Genomic DNA, 21869 nt, shown 5'->3' with positions numbered 1-21869 from the left:
AGAATTGGAATTAACTTAATGCAGGTTCATAGAGGCGGACCAAAGATTATTGCTGCATTTGATGGGCAGAAAATCGATGGAGGAGATGTTATTTTTACACTCCTTGGAGCTGAAATAGGCCAATCAAAGCCGGAATTCATTGAACAACTCTGCACTCACAAAAAAGAATTTAGGAAAGTAGTAAGCTACCCTGAATATATTACCGATGAAAATTTAGATTTGATAGAAGGGGATGTTGTAATCATCGTCATTGCCGGCGGAAATACAATCCCAACAGCAGCTAAAATCATAAAGCACGCTCATGAAAGAGGTGCTAAAACTATCGGAACTGCAGGAATATTCGGATTTGGAAATGAGAATATTGAAATCAAAGACATTTCAGAATATGATGACTCAAATCCTGCCGTAGAAGAGTTAAGAAAAGAGGGAATTACAGAAAACCATTTAGTCTTAACAACAAACAAATTGATTAGAGATAAGGAACCTGTAACACCTTACACATTAGACGAAGTTGCAAAAATTATTACAATGAATGCCTTAAAACTATTAAGAGATCAATATGATTAAAATAGCAACAGCCGAGTGTTTTACACAAGGAAAAATTGGAAGAGAACTTCATGCACTAGCTCAAAATTACAAAGGAAACTTTGGATTAGATTACATTGAAAATTCAAAAGACTATGGTGATTTTGACTATAACGAGCTTAGTGTAACCTGTAGTCTATTCATTCCAACAATTGAAGCTGTTGTGAAAATATTGAATGTTGAAAACCCTCCCAAGCCAGATAAACTGATTAAAGGAATTAAGGTTTATGATGAGGATGGAGACAAAGCCGTGAGCAAAATCATGGCTCAGGCCGTTAAAGATTTAAGCAATTGCGATATCGCTATTGGAACTACAGCCGGTGTTGGCCATGGTGGAATATCCATAATTACAGACGAATATGAAATAACAACAACTACTAATGTTTATGCGGATTTATCTGAAAACAATAGTGAAATGTTGTTTAATAGATCTGAAGATGGCATCAAAAAGGCATTAAAAATAGTCTTGCTTCTTCTAAACAATGAAATTGAAAAAATAGAAGGTTTGGAAAATACTGAAATTAAAAAAATATGAGAATGTCCTCATTCTCTTATTTTCTCATTTTTTAAATATATCCAATTTCATTTAAAATAAATTTTTTTAATATTTTAACAGCATCCTCACCGTCTTCATCTAATCTAACTGAATCTAGAGGATTTAAATCATAAGCTTTAACAAGAGAATCTGCTGAAATATTTTTTATCACATCAACATCCTTATCTTTTAGGATAACTGATGCGCAATCATCTCCGCAACCTGTTACTGTAACTATTTTTGCATCATTCAAAATTGGTGAGCAATTGTTAGGTTGGGCTGAATATTCAGTTATGCATGCTGCAACAATGTTCTCATTTTCTAGGGCCAATTCCACAGTAGCTGCCCTTACAACTAAACCTAAAGGGCTTAAACCGCTGCATGAAACTAAAGCTATTTTATCGGACATCTCTTCACCTACTTTACAAAGAAATTATGATGAGGTTTGGTAAACCTCTCAAAGTCATTACTCATTTTCTTAAAGCTTCAACAGCTTTTGGGAACTCTTCGCAGAATACTTTAATTTGTTCTGTTGGAATTGAGAAACTTATACGCAAGTATCTGTCTCCAAATTCTTCAGATGTGTATTCTCCTTCTCTTGTGAACAATTTTTTTCCAATTAAATAGTTAGACATTTCTTTAGGGTTGATTCCGGCACCGGACAAATCGATTGCCATCATGTTTGCATCTGATGGGTAAACCGGTAAGAATACTCCTTCAATTGGTTCAATCATTTCATGGATTAATCTTTGGTTTTCAAAGCAGGTTTCCCTCATTTGCTCAAACCATTGAGGTTTTGATTTGAGGCCTGCGATTGCACCATACTGGGAAATGATGTTTACTCCCAAATCATTGACAACTGCATTTTTAATAGCGTCAATAATCGGTTTTGAGGATATTACTCCGCCAATTCTCAAACCTGCCATTCCAAATATTTTTGAAAAGCTGTAAATGGTTAATGTCTGGCCAGGAGCGTAGTTTTCCGCATGATAATGTTCACGTGCAAAGTCTTTGTAAGTTACATCATGCACTATGTATAAATCATTCTCTACTGCAATTTCTGCAAATTCTATCAATTCATCTTCTGTGTATGAGGAACCAAGTGGATTTAAAGGATCGATTAAAATAACCATACGAGTATTTTCATCCATGTTTTCGCGCAGCAAATCAGGAGTCAATTTATAGCCATTTTCTTCATAGTAGATTGGAACGTACCTTACTTCACCTGCAAAACGGTTTGCAAAGTCTCCAATGATAAAGTAACCCGGATCAGATAAAATCACATTGTCCTCAGGTTCTAAAAGCGCTTGCATACATAAGTATAAAGATTCTGTTGCACCGGATGTCAATAGGACTTCAAAGTCTTCAAAACCTAAATCATCTAAAATCAATTGTTTAAGTTCGGAAAATCCTTCCGGGGCAGGATATCTGCAAAATGTCTTTTCCTTAATGGCATCAATCATTGCATTGGCTATTGTATCGTCATGTAAATGATTTGTATTTTGACCCATCCAAATCATTTCCTTGTCCATATACATGTCTTCAAAAAAGTCATTTGCACTTTCATAGCCTTCTGGAGGCACCCTTTCAGTTTTATGAAACTTTTTTCTAGGGTTTTTTATATCAAAATCCTTATCCCTCATATTATCACACTTAAAAATTCCAAAGTAAATATTTATCTTTAATTGTTAATAAAAGTACCTAAATAATTCCTCTTGAAGTGATTGAGAAAACCGCCTGCTTGCCTTCAGGCATGCTTCTATGGCGTTTTAAAGTAGCTACCCTCTGATTGATTTCATCTCCACGTTCAAGCTGGATTATAATTTTGCTCCAATATTGCAAAATAGTTCCGCCAACCGCCTTGATATCGCTGTTTCCTTCATCGTCGATTGCACTGTATATCTGATTTGTCACTACCACTGCAATGTCGTATTGCCTTGCGATTTTAGACAAAAGGCCCATTTGCTTACCGAGCTCCTTATTCAATCTGGACGATTTCATCTCATCAACCCTATACAATGCCACAGCAGAATCCAGGACAATCAAATCAACATCTTCATGGTTCCTTCTAAGCCATACGTCAATTGACCTTAACTTATCATTCTGCTCCATAAAGCTGGTCGGTTCAAAAACAATGATATTATTGGCCACTCTTGAAAAATCTTCTCCCGCAATCTGCCTTATCCTATCTATTGATATTCCGCCTTCAGTATCGATGTAAATAACTTTCTTATTGTTTTTAGCAACATTAACAGCTAAAGCCAGTGTTATATTACTTTTACCGGAACTTGGAGGCCCAAATATTTGGGTTATTGTACCCTTCTCAAAACCTCCACCCAACATTACGTCCAATGCGGAATTTGAAGGGATTTTATGATTATCTTCAAAATTAGCCAACACTTTCATGATAAAATATTGGATTTTATAAGATATATAATTTAACAAAAGATATATAAATGATAAGTAAATATTATCAAATAACTTCAAGGAGTTTTTAATATGAACAAAAAAATAGTTGTAACTTTAATTGTTTTGCTGTTTTGTGTTAGTTGTTTAGGCATCGTATCCGCAGACAACAGCACAAACGAAACTTCAGATAACAATGAAAGTATAGATTTATCCAATTATATCGTGCCGATTTCAATTTCCAGCAAGGTAATTGAATTCAATGACGGATTTACTGGATTCTGTCTTGATTCAACAAAAGAATCAATTACAACCGAAGATGGATTCACCAGTCAGTCAACCAGCAGCGATGAAATTCAAAATTATGTCAAATTGGCAATTATTGAAGCCTACAAACAAGGCTGTGAAGACAATCTTGGCCAAATCATAGCAAGTTTCGCTGACGGATCTTATAAAAATAGCGGCGATAAAGTAATAACCGAAGTTTTAAAATCAGATGAAACTATCGGAAATGAAGCCGTTGTTGATTTGGAAGATTCAATAGAAGGAACATTTGAATTTGAACTTTTAAAGCCTGCAACTGGAGATAAATCCGATTGTTTAGCTTATAAAGTATCCTTAAAAGAGGTGCCAAGTGAAGATAAACTTGCTGCAGTGGCAGATGACAATGCAACTGAAGAACTTGACAAAAACAATGATACCGATGATGCATTGACAAATTCATCAGATGAAACTCAGGACAAAGAAAAAGCGACTGATTCATCAAATGCAACAGGTAATGATGAAAAAGCTGCAGTCTCAAAAGACAATGACGCTGAAAAAGATAAAAAAACAGAAGATGAAAAGGATAATGCCGCTGAAAAAGATAAAAAAACCGAAAATGTGACCGATAATAAAACCGATGAAAATAAAAATACAAAAAATACAACAAATGAAAATAAAACCCCAGAAAAAATCATAAATGAAACAAATAAAACAATCGTGAACAAAACAAATACTCTCATCGTTAATGAAAACAACACGACAATCGTAAATAAGACAACTATAACCCACATTAACAAAACTACAAATGACACACCGCAGAATGAAAGCATTCCGGAAAAACTAATAAAAACTGTTGGAAATCCAATGTTTATTTTAATAGTTGCAATTGCGATTGCTGCAATAGCGGCAGTTGCAATGAGAAGAAAAGATCAATAATCTTTTCTTTTTCTTTTTTTATTTTCGGATTATTTTTGGATTTGAACTTGACAAATCAATGACTGTTGATGCGTGAGTTGAAGCCAGATTCCCCACATCAATTACCAAATCGACTTCACAATCCAGCTGTTCCAAAATATCCTTTGGGTTGCTTAAAACTTCATCATCAGATAAGTTAGCGCTTGTGGTTGTTATTGGAAAAATAGTGGCCAATCGGCATGCAATTTCATTATCCGGAACCCTTACGCCAACTAAAGAATAACCACTTGTAATGGCTCTCGGAACTATTTTCCTTTTCTTTAAAATAAAAGTATAAGGACCCGGAAGATATCGATTCATAATTTCCTTTTGATTAACAGATACCTTTGCAACCAAATCAATGGCATCGACATCACTGACAAGTATTGACAATGGCTTAAGCAGACTTCTTTGCTTAATATCAAAAACCCTTTTAACAGCCTTATTGTCAAAAATATTGGCTCCCAGGCCATAAACAGTATCGGTCGGATATAATACTACACCTCCATTGGCCAATACATTTATGGCTTCTTCGATGATTTCTTCATCAAAATTATCAATACTTGTTTTTAAAATTTTCATAAATCTTACCTAACAATTATATTAGATAAAATCTTTAATATAAATTATGCTTCAAAGTCTAAGACCATTATTAACAAAAATATTAAATCCGATAGCCAAATATCTAAACATTAATCCGAACATCGTTACTGTAATATCCCCGTTTGTTGCACTTATTGCAGCATACGGATTTGCAAATAAACTATTGATTTTAGGAACAGTAGCCATTTTATTATCCGGATTTTTGGATGTGATGGACGGAGCCATTGCACGCTATCACGGGAAATCATCAAAATTTGGAGCATTCCTTGACTCCACAATAGACAGGTTCGCAGATGCGATAATCTATATTGGAATAATATTTGGAGGATATTGTGATTGGTTTGTCGGAGTCTTGGCAATCCATTCTGCAATCTGCGTCAGCTATGTAAGGGCAAGAGCGGAATCACAAGGAGCGGAGTGCAATATTGGAATAGCAGAACGTGCCGTGCGTTTAATTATATTGATGATTGGAGCATTAATTGGATACTTTATGGGAGACGTTTACTTTACCTATATCATCTACATTTTAGTGGTCTTATCATACTTTACTGTAGTTCAAAGAATTTTATATGTGAGGAGGCAATTAAAATGAGCGAACTTGAAAGCCCTGAAAAGATAGCGAAAGACATTGCAAAACTTGAGAGAAACTTAAACCAAGTAGCAGACATTACATTTGAAGGAAAAGAAAAAGAAGTTTATGACAGAGCTATCGATTACTGGAACGATTCAAAATATTATTTAGAAAAAAAAGATATGAGGACCGCATTCGGTTGTATTGAATACAGCCATGGTTTGCTAGACGCTTTGAGGATGATTCATGGAATCATCTAATTATTATTGAATTAATGCAATTTTTACACTATTCGAACATAATTAGGTTGTAAAAATTTTTTTATAGCCGAATCGTTGCCTATAAAAATATCGAAATGGCATGATTTCAAAACATGTTAAAATTCAAGATAAAACCCTTGGCAGCTCCTATTTTTAGTGTTTTTAAAGTGGAAATATAATGCTTTTTTGAACTATGTGTAAAAAAGGAAGCTATAAAACACATATTAAAGCTAATTGTCATTTAAATTGTCAGTTTATCAAATTAGAAAATTTTGGATAAGATCCAACTATGCTTCCAATTCGACATCATAGATTGTTTTACATTAACAAGTTAATGGCCAACAATAGATAGTAACTTGCTAGGAACAAATAAGAGACAGCAAGCACAATATTTTCAACCACCACAATATCAATTCTCCAAATTTGATTGGAGTGTTTTTAATTGAATGCTCTTTCCACTTCATAAAAACACCGGCAGATATAAATAATTATATTAGTGTTTTAGAATTAGATATTTTCCTTTAAAACTATTTATAATTTCTTATTTTTAAAAATAAATATTGTTTTTAGACTATAAAATTGTTTTAAGAACGAAATATTGCTTTAATTTGGTAATGAATAATGAATGAAACTTTTATATACTTTGATGTTCATAATATCATATGACATCTTAGGATGTTTTGGCCGGCACAATACGGACCAACAGATATGAATGTTGAATGAGGATGTGTCAAAATTTGTTTAACAAATTTATCCTTATTCAATTTTTAAAATTCTATTTTTATATTCCTCATTTAATTGTTAAACATCAGCAGGAAAAATTTATTGTTGGAAACATAGAGCAACAACTAATACAATGCTAATATTCAATTAATTAGTCAAAATATTTTTTTTCATTCATTCTATATATAATCAGATGTTAAAAAATCGATTATATTTCTGTGTTTTAATCCGCTTCCGGAAAAATCTAATTTGTCCATGCTTAAAACATATTTGTCAAAGTTGTCATTGATTTGTGTAAGTCCTGAAAATTCTCTTTCAATTGTTTCATCACCGTTTAATTGATATGTTACTTGGATATAGATTTTTTCTTTGTCTTTTGTGCAAACAAAGTCTATTTCTTTTTCATTTATGATTCCTATTTTCACATCATATCCTCTTCTAAGTAGTTCTATGTAGACTATGTTTTCAAGGATGGAACCCATGTTTTCTATGCCTCCATATTTCGCTTGGTAAAAACCATGATCTACTAAGAAGTACTTTTCGTTGTGTTGTAATACTTTTTTTCCTTTTAGATCTTCTCGTGGAGCCTGGTGTATGAAACATGCATTTTTGGAGTACAATAAATAATCAAGTATCGTGTCTTTTGATATTTTTCGCCCCTCATGTTTCATATATTTAGATATGCTGGTTGCGGAGAAGTTTTTCCCCAAATTCATTATTACATAGTCGAGTATGCGATTGAGCATATCTGTGTTTCTGATGTTGTGTCGTGTGATAATGTCTTTTAGAAGTATTGAATTGTATATATCTCCCAGATAAGAGTATTTGTCTTCTGTTGCAACTTGTTGTATAGGAGGCATTCCCCCATATTCAACATATTCATTAAATAGTTCTTCCAAGTTGCTTACATCAGTTTTTTCTATTTCTTTTTTGTATTGTATGAATTCGGCGAATGAAAATGGGTAGATGTTGATTTGATAGTATCTTCCGGATATTAATGTTGCCATTTCTCCAGATAATAATTCGGAGTTAGACCCAGTAATGTAAATATCGCAATTTAGGTCTACTCTACATGCATTTATACTTTTTTCCCAGTTTTTTACATTTTGTAATTCATCAAATAGCAAATAGATTTTACCTTTTGTGTTTTTGGTTAAGTCAATGATGCATTCATCAAGTTGGTTGAAGTTTTCTATTTTATTGTATTTCATTGATTCAAAAGAGATTAGAAATATGTTTTCATCGGCTACACCCCTATTTTTAAGTTCTTCCTGAATACTTTTTAATAGATACGTTTTACCACTTCTTCTAACGCCAGTTATGATTTTAATTGGGTCTTTATCCATCAATCTCCCAATTTGCTTTAAATATAATTCTCTTTTAATCATGAGTAACCACCAATGCTTTTTATGTATAGTTTGTATTTTAAAATATATAAATTTTGTCGATTATAATCTACAAAACTATCAATATTAGAATAATTGTAGAATACAGTCGACAAAAGTATTAACTTTAATACAATTGTCTATAATAATCAACAAAAAATATGTTACCATCAAATAAAGATTACAATCATAGATTTAAGTAATTTTGCTTTTAAATGGCAACAATTTTATAAATTCGGACAATATTTGATTTAAACATGAAATTATGGTAGATACAAACAATTAGTAAAAAAATAAGGATATTTCAAAAATTAATTTACAGGAAAAACATTCCAAAAAGACAAAAGTAATCAATATTCCAACCACAATTGAAAACATAGAATATTTTAAAAAAAAGAGATAAGTAAAAAAAGATGTTTAAACATCAATTTTACTATTTATCAATGAATCATCACCTGCAGAAATTATCTCACCATCCAAAACTTCAATAACTCTATCTGCAAGTTTGGCTACATCCATATCATGAGTTACAATAATCAATGTTACATTTTTATCTTCGTGCAAATCAATTAGTTGCTTAAGGATTTTGCTACTTGTCTTTGAATCTAGTGATCCTGTTGGTTCATCTGCCAATATTATTGATGGTTCGTTTGCCAGTGCTCGGGCGATAGCTACCCTTTGACGTTCACCACCAGATAATTTTGAAGGTAAGATATCTGCCTTATCACCAAGACCGACATCATCCAACAATTTCAATGCACGATTTTTCATCTCGCTTGAAGACAATCCCTGAGTGTACATCGGAATTTCGACATTTTCCATTACTGATATATTGGGAATCAGATTATGCAACTGGAAAATGAATCCTATTTTATCAGATCTGAACTCATTCAATTTTTTAGAAGAGCTTAAGTCCTGGCCTGCAACTTTGATAACCCCTGAATCCGGAATGTCCAAAGCGCCAAGCATGTTCAAAAGGGTTGATTTGCCGGAACCTGACGGACCGATAATTGAGACAAACTCCCCATCTTCAATTGTGAGGTTAATTCCATTTAATGCCTTGATTTTACCGTCTTCATAGCTTTTATACAAATCTTTTATCTCTACCGCATTCATATCAACACCTCATTCATACCTCAATGCTTCTGTCGGAGGCAATTTGACCGCTTTGATTGCAGGATAAAGCCCGCCGATAATTCCAACTACAATAGCTATTGCAAATGCCTGAATGAATATCTTAGGAGTGAACAATGGGGAAATTCCCATTTGAGGGCCTAACAATGTACATGCCAAAAATCCGATTACAGATCCGATGATTGCTGAGACGACTGTAATCACCAATGATTCGCCGACAATCATTGTAAGAATCTTTCTGTCTGACCATCCGACAGCTTTTAGAACACCGATTTCACGGGTTCTTTCAAACACTGACATCAGCATGGTATTGATGATTCCAAGACCGCCAACTACAATAGCCAAAAGTGAAATTGCCCATGTGGATGCCTCAAGCATATTCAGCATGTCTGCCATCTGCTCCATTTCCATAACGGAAGTGATTGTAGTGATATTGTCACCGTACTTATCATCAATCCTGTCAGCCACTTCCTGTGCATCCACACCTTTTTCCACTTTAACATAAATGTTTGAAATCGAATCCTCATCATCCATCAAATCTCCAACCTTGGAAATTGATGTAAACACACCGCCGGCCATATTCTGGTCACCGGTTTCATAAATTCCCACTATTTCAAAATCTTCGCCATCGATTTTAATAGTGTCTCCAATTGAGTAATTATTATCGTCAGCATAAATTTCACCCAAAATGGCTTCGGAAGCATTGTCTTTCATGATTCTGCCTTCCTTCATTGAAATGTCTGCAAGAGTAGTTCCTTCAGGATCGATTCCTATCAGCGTATTCATGTAATCGTCACCGACTGATGTCAAAACGACATAAATCGGATAAGCCTCTTCAACACCACTTACATTTGCAATCTTATCTGTCCAGTTCGCGCTTATGGTGTTTGTTCCATATGCAGAATCTCCGGTTTCCTTTCCTGAAATCGAAAAGTCGGCACCCCCTGCATGAATTGTGTCTTCAAAGGTATTAACTAACCCGTCTGTGATTCCACCAAGAGCGACAATGACAATGATTCCTATTGCAATGCCTACAATAGCTAGGATTGCGCTATTTTTTCTCCTGAATGGATTTTTAAGAATAAATTTTAAAAATGACATAGTTATTAATTAGAGTAGGAATATATAAATAACTAATTGTACTGTTAACCAAGATGCAAAAAGAGGGTGTTGAAATGCATAAAAAAATACTTTTGGAAAACATTGATAAGATTCATACAACTGAAATGGGAATTGGCAGAATACAGAAAAATTTGGGAATTGATGATGAGCCGCTAAGCTATTGCATTTCAAAGCTTAAGCAGGAAAATGCCATAGTTACAAAAGAAGGCAAAAATTACTATGTTGTTGTTGACGGTTGCAGAATAACTATCAATTCAAGCAGCTTTACAATAATAACTGCCCATAAGAATTAATCAACAAAGATTAGAATCCTCAAATTAGAATACAATTCCTTTTGATTATTGTCTTTTATCTTTCTTGAAATTACCCGACCATCTTTTGACAATCCATAATTATGAGGACGATATTTTACCAGCAAACCTTTTGCTAAAAGATTTTTCAATGATTTGTTGAATTCCGGCAAAAATGCATTAGGCAATTTCTTTTTAATTGTTTCTTCAATTATGTTCTTTTTAATTGTAATATTATTTTTTCCACATTCCAACAATATCTTTTCTTCAACAGGTGTTAAATTCTGAAGAATTTCTTCAAAATAATCATTATTGGAAGACATAATATCGAATGTGGATTAAGCTATTAATCCCCTGTGAATTTTTTTTGATAATTGTCAACCTCTTTTAGAAGCAATTCCGCAATATTTTTCGCAACTTGAGGATGCATGACAATTTCAGCCTTGCCGGTACGAATAATCTTAACATTATCATTCAATATTACTCCGCTTCTTTCTATTTCTTCATTATACAATAATAATCTAATGTTAAAAGGTGTAGAAGTTACAGCGCCTCCAACAACATTTATTTCATCCATATCTTCAGGAATTAACAAATTTATTTGATTTTCCATAATTTTCACCTTACATGACAAATGTGATTAAGGGAATGCCCTTTAAAGCATTGTTAATTTTTTGAGAATTGACCGACAATAACTCAATATCATCATTAGATGATGTTGATAAATGCAAATATTCTGCATTTTCAGCATTATTTTCAAGTTCCAATTCATATTCTTCCATTTTTCTCAAATATTCATCGGATTCTATTAATGCCAAAGCAATTGCCCGTTTATCTTTAGGATCCAACTTGAATTTTTTTGATCCGTTATCCTCCATGATAACAATGCCAATTTTTTTTAATTGTTCCATATGAACATAAACGCTTTTCTTTGATACGTCAGCCATTCTGGCTATTTCATCAACTGACAAGAATAAATCCCAATTAGAAATTAATTCTTCAAGAATTTTTATCCTTGCAGTATCACCGAATAAATCCTTAAGTAACATTAAATCACAACCTGATTGAAATTATATTCTTCATAATTTAAATATTTTTACTTTTTTTACATTAATGTAAAATAATACAAAATATATTTTTCTAGTTTAAATGATTTAAATAATTAAATAAAGATTAAAACTTAATTTTAATTTATAAAACAAAATATATAAACTTAATTTTTCTATTAAAACAATTTTACTAACTTAAATCAATTTTATCGGATAAAATAAATTAATAATATTTTGAAAAAAAAGAAAAAATATGATGAGCAAGTATGTCAAAAAAGAAAATGCAAATCAAATATCAAAAAAAAGTAAAAAAGGAAGAGATTGAAAATCTCTTTAAATCTATTCCATATCTTCGAATCTGGATTCTAATTTTTTCATTACACCAGGAAGTGAGGTGTATTCCATTTCTTCGGATGGTAATCTGTGAGGTTCGAATGGACCGTGTCTTCTGATGTAAGTTGCGATTTTAGCAGCTTGTTCACGGGTTGGGTCGAATGCAGGGTCATCGAATAAGTCTACAGGACCGATTAATTCACCGTTAGCTACTTGGAATCCTAAACCGATTACTCTAGGTGGTCCGTCAAATCTGATTGGGTTTGCTTCAGCTTCTGAAACCGGCATTAATGGACCGTTGTGGGATCCTCTCATCCATCCACTTACCATGTGTGGGAATGCAAATGGATCTACACATTCACCGTTTGCAGGGAAACCTGATTGTGCTCTTACGATACATGCTGGGTCGTCTTTACCAACGTATTCGCCAGCCATTAAGTTTAATCTTTCGGTACTTATTGCAGCTGCGATTTCACCGTTTTTCTTCCATACTCTTTTAATTACGTATCTTCCGGTGGAACCGATTAATGCAAGCAAGTCGTACATTTCTTCAGGACAGCTTAAGATGACTTTTTTGTGTTCGATTACATCGAATACTTCGAATTTGAATCCGTCGTGTAAGCTTGGGTCGATTACAAGACCTGCAGTGTTGAATGGGTCTGCAAACATTCTGAATACTGGCAAGTTGAATGCACCAGGTTCGGTTTTGTCACAGCAGAATACTAAAACAGGATCTGATGGCCTTTCTTCGAATTCCATTTCAGCTACACCAGGACCCATACCTTTGATGTTTCCGGAGAAGGTGTCTGATAATAAGTCTTGACCTGCACCGTATAATTTTAATTCACGAGCCCTTTCGGTTGCTTTCATGAATGCATCGTATGCGGTTTTGTGTACTTCTTCGTTTTCTTCCCCTTTATCGTGGGTCATGATTAAGTCTATGTCGTCTCCGCAACGGGAGATATAGTAATCTTTTAAGATACCAGTTTCTAAAGCTTCGTTTAAAACTTCGTCACAAATATCCATTAATTCTGGGTGTGCGACACAGTGTCCGGACACACTTCCAATATCAGCTTTAATTACACTAACAGTAGTTTTCATTTTAATACCTCAAAATAGCAAATTATTTATTTACTAGACATTTATTATTTTTGATTTGTATACTATTTAATTATTATGTTTAGCCAGTTATTTTGAAAAAAGTTTATAAAAATTTTAAAAATATGTGAAAAAAAGTAAAGGTAATTAGAATACTCATTCGAGTTTTCTAATATTTTCAAAAGCCTTTTGAACTTCTTCGTCCTGATTCATGGCTTCACATGCCTCCTTAACCCTTTCTAAATCGGCACGAGTTTCAGGATAACGTGGAACTGCACTGCATCCACCATCATCAATCTTAGAGATTTCAAAAGTTCCAATGTCTTTTGCAATGGCTGTAATCTCTTCCTTATCTAGACCTATCAATGGAGATAGAATAGGCATGTCCACACCATAGCGTGTAGCCAGGATGTTTGACAATGTTTGTGATGCAACTTGACCTACGCTGCTTCCGTCAACAATGGCGTCAGCCCCAATCTTATTTGCCAGCTTTTCTGCAATCCTGTACATCCCGGATTTGCATAATACGCAAGTCATTTTCTCAGGAGCTTTTTCTTTAGCAACAGTCAAATATTCCCCATAATCGATTACGCGCTTTTTGATTGGAGTTCCTTTTGCATAAATATTAAGTTGGTCGACCAACAGATTGAAGTTCTCGGTTACTTTCGGACCTGAAAAAGGATCGTTATTGCAGTGAAGCGCTACAACTTCACAACCTCTTTTCATCATCAGATACGCTGCAACCGGTGAGTCTATTCCACTTGACAGGAGCACAACAACTTTCCCTTGTGTTCCTAAAGGAAGTCCACCAGGACCTTTGACCTTTTCATGGAAAATGAAAGCCTTATCATCCCTAATTTCAACAAAGATAGTCAAGTCAGGATTTGTCAAATCAACAGGAGCCAATATCTTATCCCTTACAACTCCACCACAATGAGCAGCCATTTCCTGAGAAGTATAATCATGTGTTCCCACACGGCGGCATTTGATTGCGAATTTTGTATTCTCATCCAAAATGCCTTCTTCAATCAAATCTTCAACATAGCTTCCTAAAGTCTCATCAATTTCTTCATAGGTGCTGAATGTTGAAGTTGCTGGGGAATATGACACCACGCCAAAAACCCTGTTCAATTTTTCAATAGCTTCATCGAAATCCTTTGGGAAAATGTAGATTCTTCCCTGATTTCTGTCAACATCACAATCAAAGGTAGCTTTAATATTCTTAACCAGCTTTTTTTCAAAGCGAGACCTTATTTTTGGGCTTTTTAATCCTATTTCACCATATCTTGCAATAATCAAATCATAATTCATTTAAACAACTCTTAAAAAAAAATAAGAAAAAGGATAATAATATCCTTAAATTAAGTCAACTGCAGTTTGAATAGCTTCTTCCATCTTATCTGCATTCCTACCTGCACCTTGCGCAAGTGTTAAACGGCCTCCGCCGCCTCCACCCAATACACCGGCTGCGGTTTTGATAATGTCGTTAATCTTAACGCCACTATCGATTGCCTTTTGTGAAGCCGCTCCAACGATTTTACCGTCGCTGTTTCCCATGATGACCACATCGGCCTTTCCGTTATCGGTAAAGTCAGTAGCCATTTTCTGAAGTTCCTTAAAGTCAGCTTCGATTAACTGATGGACGACTTTCAAGCCGTTGATTTCATCAAACTCATCTGCCAATGAATTCATTTTCAATCCTGCAATTTCTGATTTCAAGCGATCGATTTCATTTTTCTGTGCTTTCCATTCAGTAAAGAATCTGCCACATGTTCTCGGCAATTGATTGTTTTCAACATTGAAGATTGAGGCGCTTTGTCTTAATAGCTCGCTGTCATGCTGCATTGAACCAATTGCTGCAAGACCTGCTGAGAAGTCGATTCTCTCAACACCGTCCTGAACCCTTTCGGTTCTGTTTATTTTGATTGGTCCGACTACACCTGTTCTTAAGACATGTGTACCCGCACAGGCCTGAACATCAATTCCAGGTATTTTGACTACACGAATCATTTTGCCCGGAACAATTCCTCCTTGGTAAAGCACAAATCCGTATAGTTCCTGTGCCTCATCTCTTGTGTGGAACTTGATGTCCAAATCTATGTTGTCCATCACATATTCATTGGCCAATTTTTCGATTTCGTTCAGCTCATCCTGTGTGATACGCTTGTAGTGTGACAAGTCAATACGTGCTCTTGTAAGGCCGTTTTGAGATCCTGCCTGCCAAATATGCTGGCCCAATACCTTTCTTGCGGCTGCAATGACCAAGTGGGTTCCTGTGTGGTGGCGTGCAAGAGTCATCCTTCTTCTCCAGTCGAGTTTTCCGCTGACTTTTTTGCCAACCACATCATCTGATATGTCACCATCTACATGATGCAATACGACATTGTTTACCTTTTCGGCATGACACATCCTAAAGACATTTCCATCAATGGAAACTTCACCAATATCAGAAGGCTGACCTCCTCCTTCAGGGTAAAATGCTGTTTTATCAAAGATTAAACATGGGTCGCCATCTTTTTCAACTACCCCCAAAACCTCGGCTTCAAATTCTTTTTGGTAGAAATCTTTATAGAATAATAATTCTGTTTCAGGATAGTCCACTTTGAAAGTTTCTTTCTTATGGGTAGTGTCCTTTTCATGAGCTCCTGCCACTTGAGTAAAGAAGTTATCCGGAACATTAACTGTGAAATTATCTCCTGCCATTTCAACCACTGTTTCCGGCGGAATTCCATGAGCATCATACAAATCAATCAACATGTCAAGAGGCATTTCGTTTTTGCCCTCTTTTTTAAGTCTTTTGATTGACCTTTCGACAATGCTTCTTCCTTTTTTAACAGTTGCTGCATATCTTTCTTCCTCTAAAGTGATGATGTTCATGATGTGCTCTTCTGAATCACGAATTTCAGGATAGAATTTAGATAAGAAGTCTAGCTGAATTGCCATTACCTCAGCCAATGACTCTTTCATGTTCAATTCCTTCATGAATCTGATGGTTCTTCTTAAAACTAATCTTGCAAGGTATCCTTCTTTAACATTTGAAGGAATAATGCCATCAGCAAGCATGAAAGCCAAACAGCGAGTGTGGTCTGCAATGATGTAAATCGCTTCCATCGGCTCGGCCGCTTTTAGATAATCTTCCAAAGAAAGATTTAAGCTGTCAGCCACCTGTTGTCTGAGTTCTTTCAAATCACCAATATCTTCGATATCCATCATACCTGCAATTTGAGCGTTTCTTCCCTGGATGTCCTCGTTGATTTCAACACCGGTCAACTCTTTCAGTTTGTCGACAACCGGTGCAAAACATGCATCATAAGCAGTTGGAGTTCCCTGTGAAATCCATGCGATACGTTCTAAACCGTAACCTGTATCTACAACCTTGATTGGGATTTCCTTTTTAGAACCGTCCTCTAAGGTTTCGTATTGGATAAATACCAAAGTGGCGAGTTCCACTCCTCTGCAGCACACTTCATAACAAGGCCCTTCGTTACCTCCGCCTGCCCACCAGGACTTGATGAAAGTAATCTCTTCTGTGTTGATTCCGATGTGTGCGAAAAACTCATGGCAAAGCCTTATGGTTTCATCTTCCCAATATATGAAATCATCTTCCTTGTTGATTACGGTGTGTGTCCCCATTGTAAAGCAGGTCATGTGACGGCCGGTTCTTCCGACATTGTCGACATCGTTGAGCCTGATTGAAGGTTGAGCCATTTCAATAGGGTTTGCAGGAGGCTTGACAAGACCTGAAGTCACCCAAGGCTGGAAACAGAAGATTGATGCTCCAACCAAAAATACGTCATCTCTCCACCTTTTGGCAAGAACGGGATATCTAGGGACATGTGTGTGCCCTTCACTTTCTAAAAATTCTCTAAAAACTTGCTGGATTTCATATAGATTGTATGGCTTATCGGTAGCAGGATTGGCAATGAAACCATACTCATCACATGGAGCGTCCCCGCAGGTGTCTCTATCTACCTGTGAGTAAAACTCCTGTCCGCAAGTTTTACAAGTTTGTTTTTTATAACCAAGTTCATCAAAAATTTCTACCATATTAATCAGTTTAAAAGATTTATTAGTATAGATTATGTCTTTAATACAATAAATAACTTTCAAAAAATAGATATGGAATTGTTGAAAATTCGTAAAAATGATCTTAAAAATAGTAGGTCTAAACAAAAAAAGTAAAATAAAAAATGCACTTTCAAAAAATTACATTCTCTAGTGACATCCCACAGAAATTTCGAAATGCCCTTCCGATATCATGTTTTCATTATATTATGCCTAAAGCCTGTTAGTTCTAAAGTTTTAATATAATTCATATTTTTCGAGTATGTAATCAAAATAAGATAACATTTCTTCACATTTTTCTGTTGTATCGCCCAACCATAATGAAGAATCCTCGATTATTTCATCAAATATTTCGAACAACTCTTGACAAGAAATATTGTCATCATACTTACCAATTATATCATAAGTACTATTGGGCAAATATTTAAACTCTTTTTGGCGGATAGTGTTAATTAAATCATTCTTATCGATTACTTCTTCTTTTAAAAGATTTTTATCTTCTTTTAAAAGATTTTCATCAATCAATTTGATTAATTCATCAGATATTCCTGTTTCAACTTTACGAACAAATAGAAAATTTGAACCTTTAAATTTGATAAAATCAGTTTCATCCAATATTGCAGGCCTATTCCCATTTCTATAAGTCCAATCCACATATCTTAGAGTTGTTGGAATCACATTTGATTTATATTTTGAATTCATAATTATTGTTTGGAAAAAAAATTCTTCAGGAATAATACAATGTTTTAAATCTTCCAAGAATTGAGGATTACTTTCAATATAATTAAGGACATATTTACAAATTTTTATAGGCATAGAGGACCATAACACACCTTTATATACATCTTCAAATTCGCCAATATGACCTTTATTAGATAATGACTGGTATAATGTGTTAATTTTAACAGCTTTTTCATTTTTTAATGAAAAATATGAACTAAACATTCCTTTAGTGTATCTTTCTTCAAATTCTTTCGGAAGATCTTTTGGATGTGTAACAGAAAAATAAATGTTATCATTATTCTCAAAATTTCTATGAAAATAATGATTTGTTTTAATTTTATAATCTTGACCAGATATTATATGTATAAAATTATTTTTTTCATTTGCAATGGCTAGTTTCATTAAATCAATAATTGCCAAAAGATGCCCATAGGCTCCCCAAGCAGTATTATACCTTTTGATAACAGATAAATTTTTAAAATTTAAAAAATCTAAGTCCCCCTCAGATATTTCCTTAGAAGTACTATCAATATGTACATAAACATTCATTTCATCATTAAATGATTTGATTAATTTAATTAAATTAGTTTTATCAGTATAACAGGAAATTAATATAGCTTGCATATTATTCTATTTAATAATACTTCATTTAATATTTATGTTTTTTCAGATAGGCATTATAAAAAAAATAGTTTATTTTACCGGATTATTTTATTCTAAAAAGCATCTGATCAACTATCCCAGTTAATGTCTGAATTTTTTCATGATTTTGAAATGTGCATCCATCATAATTTTTCTAACTTTTTGAATTCCACATATGCCCTGTTTAATTTCAAAATATTGGATGCAAAAGCCTCAATGATGTTGAAAAACTACAAAATAGAAGATATGCTCAGACTATCCCAAAACATACAAAAAGAACAATAAAAATAGAACAATGACTTTTAAGAAAATCTATACTAAAAATAAATCATTGGAACAATAAAAATAATAAAAAATCACACAAGTTTGAAAGTGCTAAAAAAAAGAAAGGTGATAGATTTAAAAATCTATCCGAAGAGAGCACCTAATCCAGCTGCTGCAGCTTCTTCAGAAGCTTCTTCTTCCTCTTCTTCCTCTTCTTCTTCCTCTTCTTCAACAGCTTCAGCTGCTACTGGTGCAGCTGCAGGTGCTGCTGCCATAGCAGTAGTTTCCATAGCTTCGTCGATGTCTACATCTTCTAAAGCTGCGATTAAAGCTTTAACTCTAGCGTCGTCAGCTTCAATTCCTGCTGCTTCAATAATACTTTTAACATTTTCTTCGTTAATATCTTTTTCTGCACTGTGCAAAATCATTGCCGCATATATGTATTCCATGTTATCACCATTAATTTTTTAAAGTGTTAGTTTTTATAATAATAAAAATTTTTAATTTTAACCAAACAGAGCTCCTAACCCAGCTGCTGCTGTTTCTTCACTGTTTTCTTCTTCTTCCTCTTCTTCCTCTTCTTCTTCAACAACTTCCTCTTCTACTGGAGCGGCTGCTACAGCAACATTGGAAAGTTTTTCAGCTAATTCGTCATCAATAGCACCAGGTGCATCAGCAACTTCGGATGCTAAAGCTAACATTTTAGCTTGTGCTAAACCGATGATTGGTTCTGAAGTTTCAGAGGTCATGATTGCTCCTTCTACACCGACATTAATTGCTCTGGTGTATGCGAGAGTAATGATTGAGGAGATAGTTTCATCAGTAGGTATAGCTGCATTTAATGATAAGTTGAATGCATTTCTATATGCATTTTGAATGTCAGCTAATGTTTGTTCCTCGTCGATTGCAAGTACATCAGAAGTGTAAATTGCTTCTTCTTCATATACTGCTTTTAAATCAATTCCCACTTCCATTGGATTAATATCCAATCTTGATAAGGTTGCAGATACTTGTTTAGAAACTTGTTCGCCTGCTTTAACAACGACTGTTTCTTTTTGTACGCAGATTTTACCTTTATCGATTTTTGCAGGAATTCCAACTTGTTGTAATTCACCTAAGAATGGACCTGGTTCAAATCCAGTATCCCCTTCAGGTACAATAATATCTTCGGGTGCGATAGTTCCTGGTTTTGCAGGAGCTTGAGTTTTACTATCTTCTAATATTTTGTACAATTTGAAAGGATTCATTTCGGTTGCAATAAGTGCAACTTGACCTTCCATATGTTCGGATAAATCAACAATGTTGTTTTTATCAGCATTACAATCTTCTAGAGCTAAATTAATAAGGTTAATTTTAGACATTCTGATAACAGCTTTGTCTTTGAGAGCTTTTCTCATTTCTTGAAGCTGTTTTGCAGGAATGTTCATTAAATCGACAATACCGATAACATCGTATTCGTCAATAATGCCTTTTAGCTCGTTAACTTCTTCCTTTTTCCATTCAGCAACATGAGCCATTAGATCACCCTCACTACTGGTCCCATAGTTGTTTTAATAAACATGGACTTGATTTGACTTCTTCCTTTTTCTAAATTGCGGTCTAAGACTGTAAGAACAGTTTCAACATTTTCAGCTATGTCCTCGTCTGACATGTCTTGGCTTCCAACAACAATTTGAATACTTGCTTGCTGTTTTACACCTACTCTGACAGTGTTTTGTAATCTTTCTAAAAGAGGATCCAATTTGATACTTGCAGGCACTGGTTTTGGCATTTTTCCACGAGGCCCTAATACTGGACCTAAGAATCTACCAACGAGTGGCATCATATCAGCTTGAGCTACTAAGAAATCAACAGAGTTAGCCATTTTTTTAGCTGCTTTTCTGTCTTTTCCGAACTCTTCTAATCCTTCTTTATTGATTACGACGTCAAGACCAGCTTCTTTAGCTTGAACAATGAGTTCCCCATCAGCGATGACACCAATACTGATTGGTTTGCCACGGCCGTTAGGAAGAGCAACTTCCTCATTAAACCTATTTTCTGGCTTTCTGACATCTAAGTCACGGATATTAATAATAATATCTACGGACTCAGTGAAGTTTCTCGGCTTTGATTGTTCTTTTGCCTCCTTCACCGCGTTAATTACATCTTGTGTCATATTCATCCCCCATGAACATTAATGCTCATTGGATTTTTTTGGTTTCATGAGTATCGATTACAAGAAAAAAATTCTTCAACGATTGCATGAATTAAAAACAGTATATCAATTATAATTATTAGTTATAACATCATATACACTGTATTTATTAACTTAATTTTAATTTAACTAAATAATCCCTATTCTTCAAAGAGATCATCATATTTTCCAGCATCAATATCTTTTTGTACTTCTCTTGGGTCTTTACCGTCAACAGATAATCCCATACTTACACAGGTTCCAATAACTTCTTTGATACCTGCTTTGTAATCATTAGATAATAATGAATCGAATTTCATTCTAGTGATTTTTAAAGCGGTTTCAATAGGCAAGTCATTGATAATGTCTAAACCTGGTTCGTGAGAAGCTTTTTCGATGCCTAATTCTTCCATGATAAGTGCAGTTGTTGGCGGAGTACCGATTTCAATTTCGAAATCTTTGGTATCTCTATCAATAGTGACTTTTACAGGCACTTTCATTCCTGCGAAGTCTGCGCTTTTTTTATTGATTTCTTCTACAACTTGCATCATGTTAATACCGAAAGGCCCTAAAGCAGGTCCTAATGGTGGCCCAGGAGTTGCAGTTCCACCTTCGATAAGAACTTCGACTGTATCTTTAGCCATCAGTCAGCCTCCTTTTGAATTATTCTAATTTGATCAGCTTTAACAG

The 21869-nt window shown here is 34.5% G+C and carries 24 protein-coding genes; 6 read left to right on the top strand and 18 right to left on the bottom strand.

Annotation, left to right across the window (positions count from 1 at the left end; genetic code table 11):
• The coding region (locus tag ACJROP_RS00175; RefSeq protein WP_406533502.1) for a hypothetical protein at positions 1-567 on the top strand (567 nt) is incomplete at its 5' end.
• Entirely contained in the window at positions 560-1120 is a 561-nt protein-coding gene (locus ACJROP_RS00170) for a FeGP cofactor biosynthesis protein HcgF family protein (RefSeq protein ID WP_406533501.1), read from the top strand. The genes ACJROP_RS00175 and ACJROP_RS00170, both read left to right, overlap by 8 nt.
• A gap of 31 nt (positions 1121-1151) precedes the next feature.
• Here the strand turns inward: ACJROP_RS00170 and ACJROP_RS00165 are convergent, their stop codons facing one another.
• The 3 genes from ACJROP_RS00165 to radB all read right to left on the bottom strand — a co-directional run bounded on the left by ACJROP_RS00165 (position 1152) and on the right by radB (position 3526).
• Positions 1152-1529, bottom strand: a complete 378-nt coding sequence (locus ACJROP_RS00165; protein ID WP_406533500.1) for a putative zinc-binding protein — start codon at positions 1527-1529, stop codon at positions 1152-1154.
• Positions 1530-1590: 61 nt separating this feature from the next.
• On the bottom strand, positions 1591-2763 hold the full coding sequence (locus ACJROP_RS00160; RefSeq protein ID WP_406533499.1) for a pyridoxal phosphate-dependent aminotransferase: 1173 nt from the start codon (positions 2761-2763) through the stop codon (positions 1591-1593).
• Between the two features lie 58 nt (positions 2764-2821).
• Positions 2822-3526, bottom strand: coding sequence for a DNA repair and recombination protein RadB (gene radB, locus ACJROP_RS00155; protein ID WP_406533498.1), 705 nt, complete (start codon positions 3524-3526; stop codon positions 2822-2824).
• A 93-nt stretch (positions 3527-3619) separates the two neighbouring features.
• On the opposite strand from radB, the gene ACJROP_RS00150 reads away from it, so the two are divergent.
• Positions 3620-4726: a hypothetical protein gene (locus tag ACJROP_RS00150; protein ID WP_406533497.1), complete on the top strand. Its 1107-nt coding sequence runs from the start codon at positions 3620-3622 to the stop codon at positions 4724-4726.
• A gap of 18 nt (positions 4727-4744) precedes the next feature.
• On the opposite strand, the gene ACJROP_RS00145 is transcribed toward ACJROP_RS00150, so the two are convergent.
• The gene (locus ACJROP_RS00145) at positions 4745-5326 is read right to left on the bottom strand and encodes an L-threonylcarbamoyladenylate synthase (RefSeq protein ID WP_406533496.1); all 582 of its coding nucleotides are present in this window, start codon (positions 5324-5326) and stop codon (positions 4745-4747) included.
• Between the two features lie 46 nt (positions 5327-5372).
• Here ACJROP_RS00145 and pgsA point away from each other — a divergent pair, with 46 nt between their 5' ends.
• Positions 5373-5939 carry an archaetidylinositol phosphate synthase gene (gene pgsA / locus ACJROP_RS00140; RefSeq protein ID WP_406533495.1) on the top strand — a complete coding sequence of 189 codons (567 nt, stop codon included), beginning with the start codon at positions 5373-5375 and terminating at the stop codon, positions 5937-5939.
• Positions 5936-6178: a DUF357 domain-containing protein gene (locus ACJROP_RS00135; RefSeq protein WP_303372643.1), complete on the top strand. Its 243-nt coding sequence runs from the start codon at positions 5936-5938 to the stop codon at positions 6176-6178. The genes pgsA and ACJROP_RS00135 overlap by 4 nt, the downstream gene beginning before the upstream one ends.
• Positions 6179-7080: 902 nt before the next feature.
• On the opposite strand, the gene ACJROP_RS00130 is transcribed toward ACJROP_RS00135, so the two are convergent.
• The 3 genes from ACJROP_RS00130 to ACJROP_RS00120 form a co-directional block, all read right to left on the bottom strand.
• Positions 7081-8289: an ATP-binding protein gene (locus ACJROP_RS00130; RefSeq protein WP_406533494.1), complete on the bottom strand. Its 1209-nt coding sequence runs from the start codon at positions 8287-8289 to the stop codon at positions 7081-7083.
• A 414-nt stretch (positions 8290-8703) separates the two neighbouring features.
• Entirely contained in the window at positions 8704-9402 is a 699-nt protein-coding gene (locus ACJROP_RS00125) for an ABC transporter ATP-binding protein (protein ID WP_406533493.1), read from the bottom strand.
• Between the two features lie 9 nt (positions 9403-9411).
• Entirely contained in the window at positions 9412-10521 is a 1110-nt protein-coding gene (locus ACJROP_RS00120) for an ABC transporter permease (protein WP_406533492.1), read from the bottom strand.
• Between the two features lie 74 nt (positions 10522-10595).
• On the opposite strand from ACJROP_RS00120, the gene ACJROP_RS00115 reads away from it, so the two are divergent.
• Positions 10596-10835: a DUF3781 domain-containing protein gene (locus ACJROP_RS00115; RefSeq protein ID WP_406533491.1), complete on the top strand. Its 240-nt coding sequence runs from the start codon at positions 10596-10598 to the stop codon at positions 10833-10835.
• On the opposite strand, the gene ACJROP_RS00110 is transcribed toward ACJROP_RS00115, so the two are convergent.
• The 11 genes from ACJROP_RS00110 to ACJROP_RS00060 all read right to left on the bottom strand — a co-directional run bounded on the left by ACJROP_RS00110 (position 10832) and on the right by ACJROP_RS00060 (position 21823).
• A complete protein-coding gene (locus tag ACJROP_RS00110) occupies positions 10832-11155 on the bottom strand; it encodes a hypothetical protein (RefSeq protein ID WP_406533490.1) in 324 nt (107 codons plus the stop codon). The two genes, ACJROP_RS00115 and ACJROP_RS00110, sit on opposite strands and share 4 nt — an antisense overlap.
• 23 nt (positions 11156-11178) lie before the next feature.
• Complete coding sequence (locus tag ACJROP_RS00105; RefSeq protein WP_406533489.1) at positions 11179-11445, bottom strand: hypothetical protein; 267 nt, start codon at positions 11443-11445, stop codon at positions 11179-11181.
• Between the two features lie 10 nt (positions 11446-11455).
• Positions 11456-11881, bottom strand: coding sequence for a winged helix-turn-helix domain-containing protein (locus ACJROP_RS00100; protein ID WP_406533488.1), 426 nt, complete (start codon positions 11879-11881; stop codon positions 11456-11458).
• 339 nt (positions 11882-12220) lie between these two features.
• A complete protein-coding gene (gene fbp, locus ACJROP_RS00095; protein WP_406533487.1) occupies positions 12221-13315 on the bottom strand; it encodes a fructose-1,6-bisphosphate aldolase/phosphatase in 1095 nt (364 codons plus the stop codon).
• Between the two features lie 153 nt (positions 13316-13468).
• Positions 13469-14623 (bottom strand): tRNA uracil 4-sulfurtransferase ThiI, encoded by a 1155-nt coding sequence (gene thiI, locus ACJROP_RS00090; RefSeq protein ID WP_406533486.1) that lies wholly within the window; start codon positions 14621-14623, stop codon positions 13469-13471.
• 45 nt (positions 14624-14668) lie between these two features.
• Complete coding sequence (gene alaS / locus ACJROP_RS00085; RefSeq protein WP_406533485.1) at positions 14669-17359, bottom strand: alanine--tRNA ligase; 2691 nt, start codon at positions 17357-17359, stop codon at positions 14669-14671.
• Between the two features lie 255 nt (positions 17360-17614).
• Positions 17615-18724: a beta-1,6-N-acetylglucosaminyltransferase gene (locus ACJROP_RS00080; protein WP_406533484.1), complete on the bottom strand. Its 1110-nt coding sequence runs from the start codon at positions 18722-18724 to the stop codon at positions 17615-17617.
• Positions 18725-19149: 425 nt separating this feature from the next.
• Positions 19150-19455, bottom strand: coding sequence for a 50S ribosomal protein P1 (rpl12p, locus tag ACJROP_RS00075; RefSeq protein WP_406533483.1), 306 nt, complete (start codon positions 19453-19455; stop codon positions 19150-19152).
• Between the two features lie 57 nt (positions 19456-19512).
• Positions 19513-20523 (bottom strand): 50S ribosomal protein L10, encoded by a 1011-nt coding sequence (locus tag ACJROP_RS00070; protein WP_406533482.1) that lies wholly within the window; start codon positions 20521-20523, stop codon positions 19513-19515.
• Positions 20523-21161: a 50S ribosomal protein L1 gene (locus tag ACJROP_RS00065; protein WP_406533481.1), complete on the bottom strand. Its 639-nt coding sequence runs from the start codon at positions 21159-21161 to the stop codon at positions 20523-20525. Before ACJROP_RS00065 ends, ACJROP_RS00070 begins: the two co-directional genes overlap by 1 nt.
• Positions 21162-21340: 179 nt before the next feature.
• The gene (locus tag ACJROP_RS00060) at positions 21341-21823 is read right to left on the bottom strand and encodes a 50S ribosomal protein L11 (protein WP_406533480.1); all 483 of its coding nucleotides are present in this window, start codon (positions 21821-21823) and stop codon (positions 21341-21343) included.
• Positions 21824-21869: the final 46 nt, after the last annotated feature.

It is taken from the genome of Methanobrevibacter sp. (assembly GCF_045220775.1).
GTDB lineage: Archaea > Methanobacteriota > Methanobacteria > Methanobacteriales > Methanobacteriaceae > Methanocatella.
The sequence above is the reverse complement of the archived record's forward strand: the minus strand, read 5'-3'. Positions and strand labels throughout refer to the sequence as shown.

Bases quoted from the DNA above. Each gene is read 5' to 3' on its own strand.
- ACJROP_RS00120 (WP_406533492.1), bottom strand. From the start codon at position 10,521: ATGTCATTTTTAAAATTTATTCTTAAAAATCCATTCAGGAGAAAAAAT.
- ACJROP_RS00160 (WP_406533499.1), bottom strand. From the start codon at position 2,763: ATGAGGGATAAGGATTTTGATATAAAAAACCCTAGAAAAAAGTTTCAT.
- ACJROP_RS00150 (WP_406533497.1), top strand. From the start codon at position 3,620: ATGAACAAAAAAATAGTTGTAACTTTAATTGTTTTGCTGTTTTGTGTT.
- ACJROP_RS00125 (WP_406533493.1), bottom strand. From the start codon at position 9,402: ATGAATGCGGTAGAGATAAAAGATTTGTATAAAAGCTATGAAGACGGT.
- radB (WP_406533498.1), bottom strand. From the start codon at position 3,526: ATGAAAGTGTTGGCTAATTTTGAAGATAATCATAAAATCCCTTCAAAT.
- ACJROP_RS00070 (WP_406533482.1), bottom strand. From the start codon at position 20,523: ATGGCTCATGTTGCTGAATGGAAAAAGGAAGAAGTTAACGAGCTAAAA.
- ACJROP_RS00110 (WP_406533490.1), bottom strand. From the start codon at position 11,155: ATGTCTTCCAATAATGATTATTTTGAAGAAATTCTTCAGAATTTAACA.
- ACJROP_RS00135 (WP_303372643.1), top strand. From the start codon at position 5,936: ATGAGCGAACTTGAAAGCCCTGAAAAGATAGCGAAAGACATTGCAAAA.
- ACJROP_RS00165 (WP_406533500.1), bottom strand. From the start codon at position 1,529: ATGTCCGATAAAATAGCTTTAGTTTCATGCAGCGGTTTAAGCCCTTTA.
- pgsA (WP_406533495.1), top strand. From the start codon at position 5,373: ATGCTTCAAAGTCTAAGACCATTATTAACAAAAATATTAAATCCGATA.
- fbp (WP_406533487.1), bottom strand. From the start codon at position 13,315: ATGAAAACTACTGTTAGTGTAATTAAAGCTGATATTGGAAGTGTGTCC.
- ACJROP_RS00105 (WP_406533489.1), bottom strand. From the start codon at position 11,445: ATGGAAAATCAAATAAATTTGTTAATTCCTGAAGATATGGATGAAATA.
- ACJROP_RS00100 (WP_406533488.1), bottom strand. From the start codon at position 11,881: ATGTTACTTAAGGATTTATTCGGTGATACTGCAAGGATAAAAATTCTT.
- ACJROP_RS00065 (WP_406533481.1), bottom strand. From the start codon at position 21,161: ATGACACAAGATGTAATTAACGCGGTGAAGGAGGCAAAAGAACAATCA.
- ACJROP_RS00115 (WP_406533491.1), top strand. From the start codon at position 10,596: ATGCATAAAAAAATACTTTTGGAAAACATTGATAAGATTCATACAACT.
- ACJROP_RS00080 (WP_406533484.1), bottom strand. From the start codon at position 18,724: ATGCAAGCTATATTAATTTCCTGTTATACTGATAAAACTAATTTAATT.
- ACJROP_RS00170 (WP_406533501.1), top strand. From the start codon at position 560: ATGATTAAAATAGCAACAGCCGAGTGTTTTACACAAGGAAAAATTGGA.
- rpl12p (WP_406533483.1), bottom strand. From the start codon at position 19,455: ATGGAATACATATATGCGGCAATGATTTTGCACAGTGCAGAAAAAGAT.
- ACJROP_RS00060 (WP_406533480.1), bottom strand. From the start codon at position 21,823: ATGGCTAAAGATACAGTCGAAGTTCTTATCGAAGGTGGAACTGCAACT.
- ACJROP_RS00130 (WP_406533494.1), bottom strand. From the start codon at position 8,289: ATGATTAAAAGAGAATTATATTTAAAGCAAATTGGGAGATTGATGGAT.
- alaS (WP_406533485.1), bottom strand. From the start codon at position 17,359: ATGGTAGAAATTTTTGATGAACTTGGTTATAAAAAACAAACTTGTAAA.
- ACJROP_RS00145 (WP_406533496.1), bottom strand. From the start codon at position 5,326: ATGAAAATTTTAAAAACAAGTATTGATAATTTTGATGAAGAAATCATC.
- thiI (WP_406533486.1), bottom strand. From the start codon at position 14,623: ATGAATTATGATTTGATTATTGCAAGATATGGTGAAATAGGATTAAAA.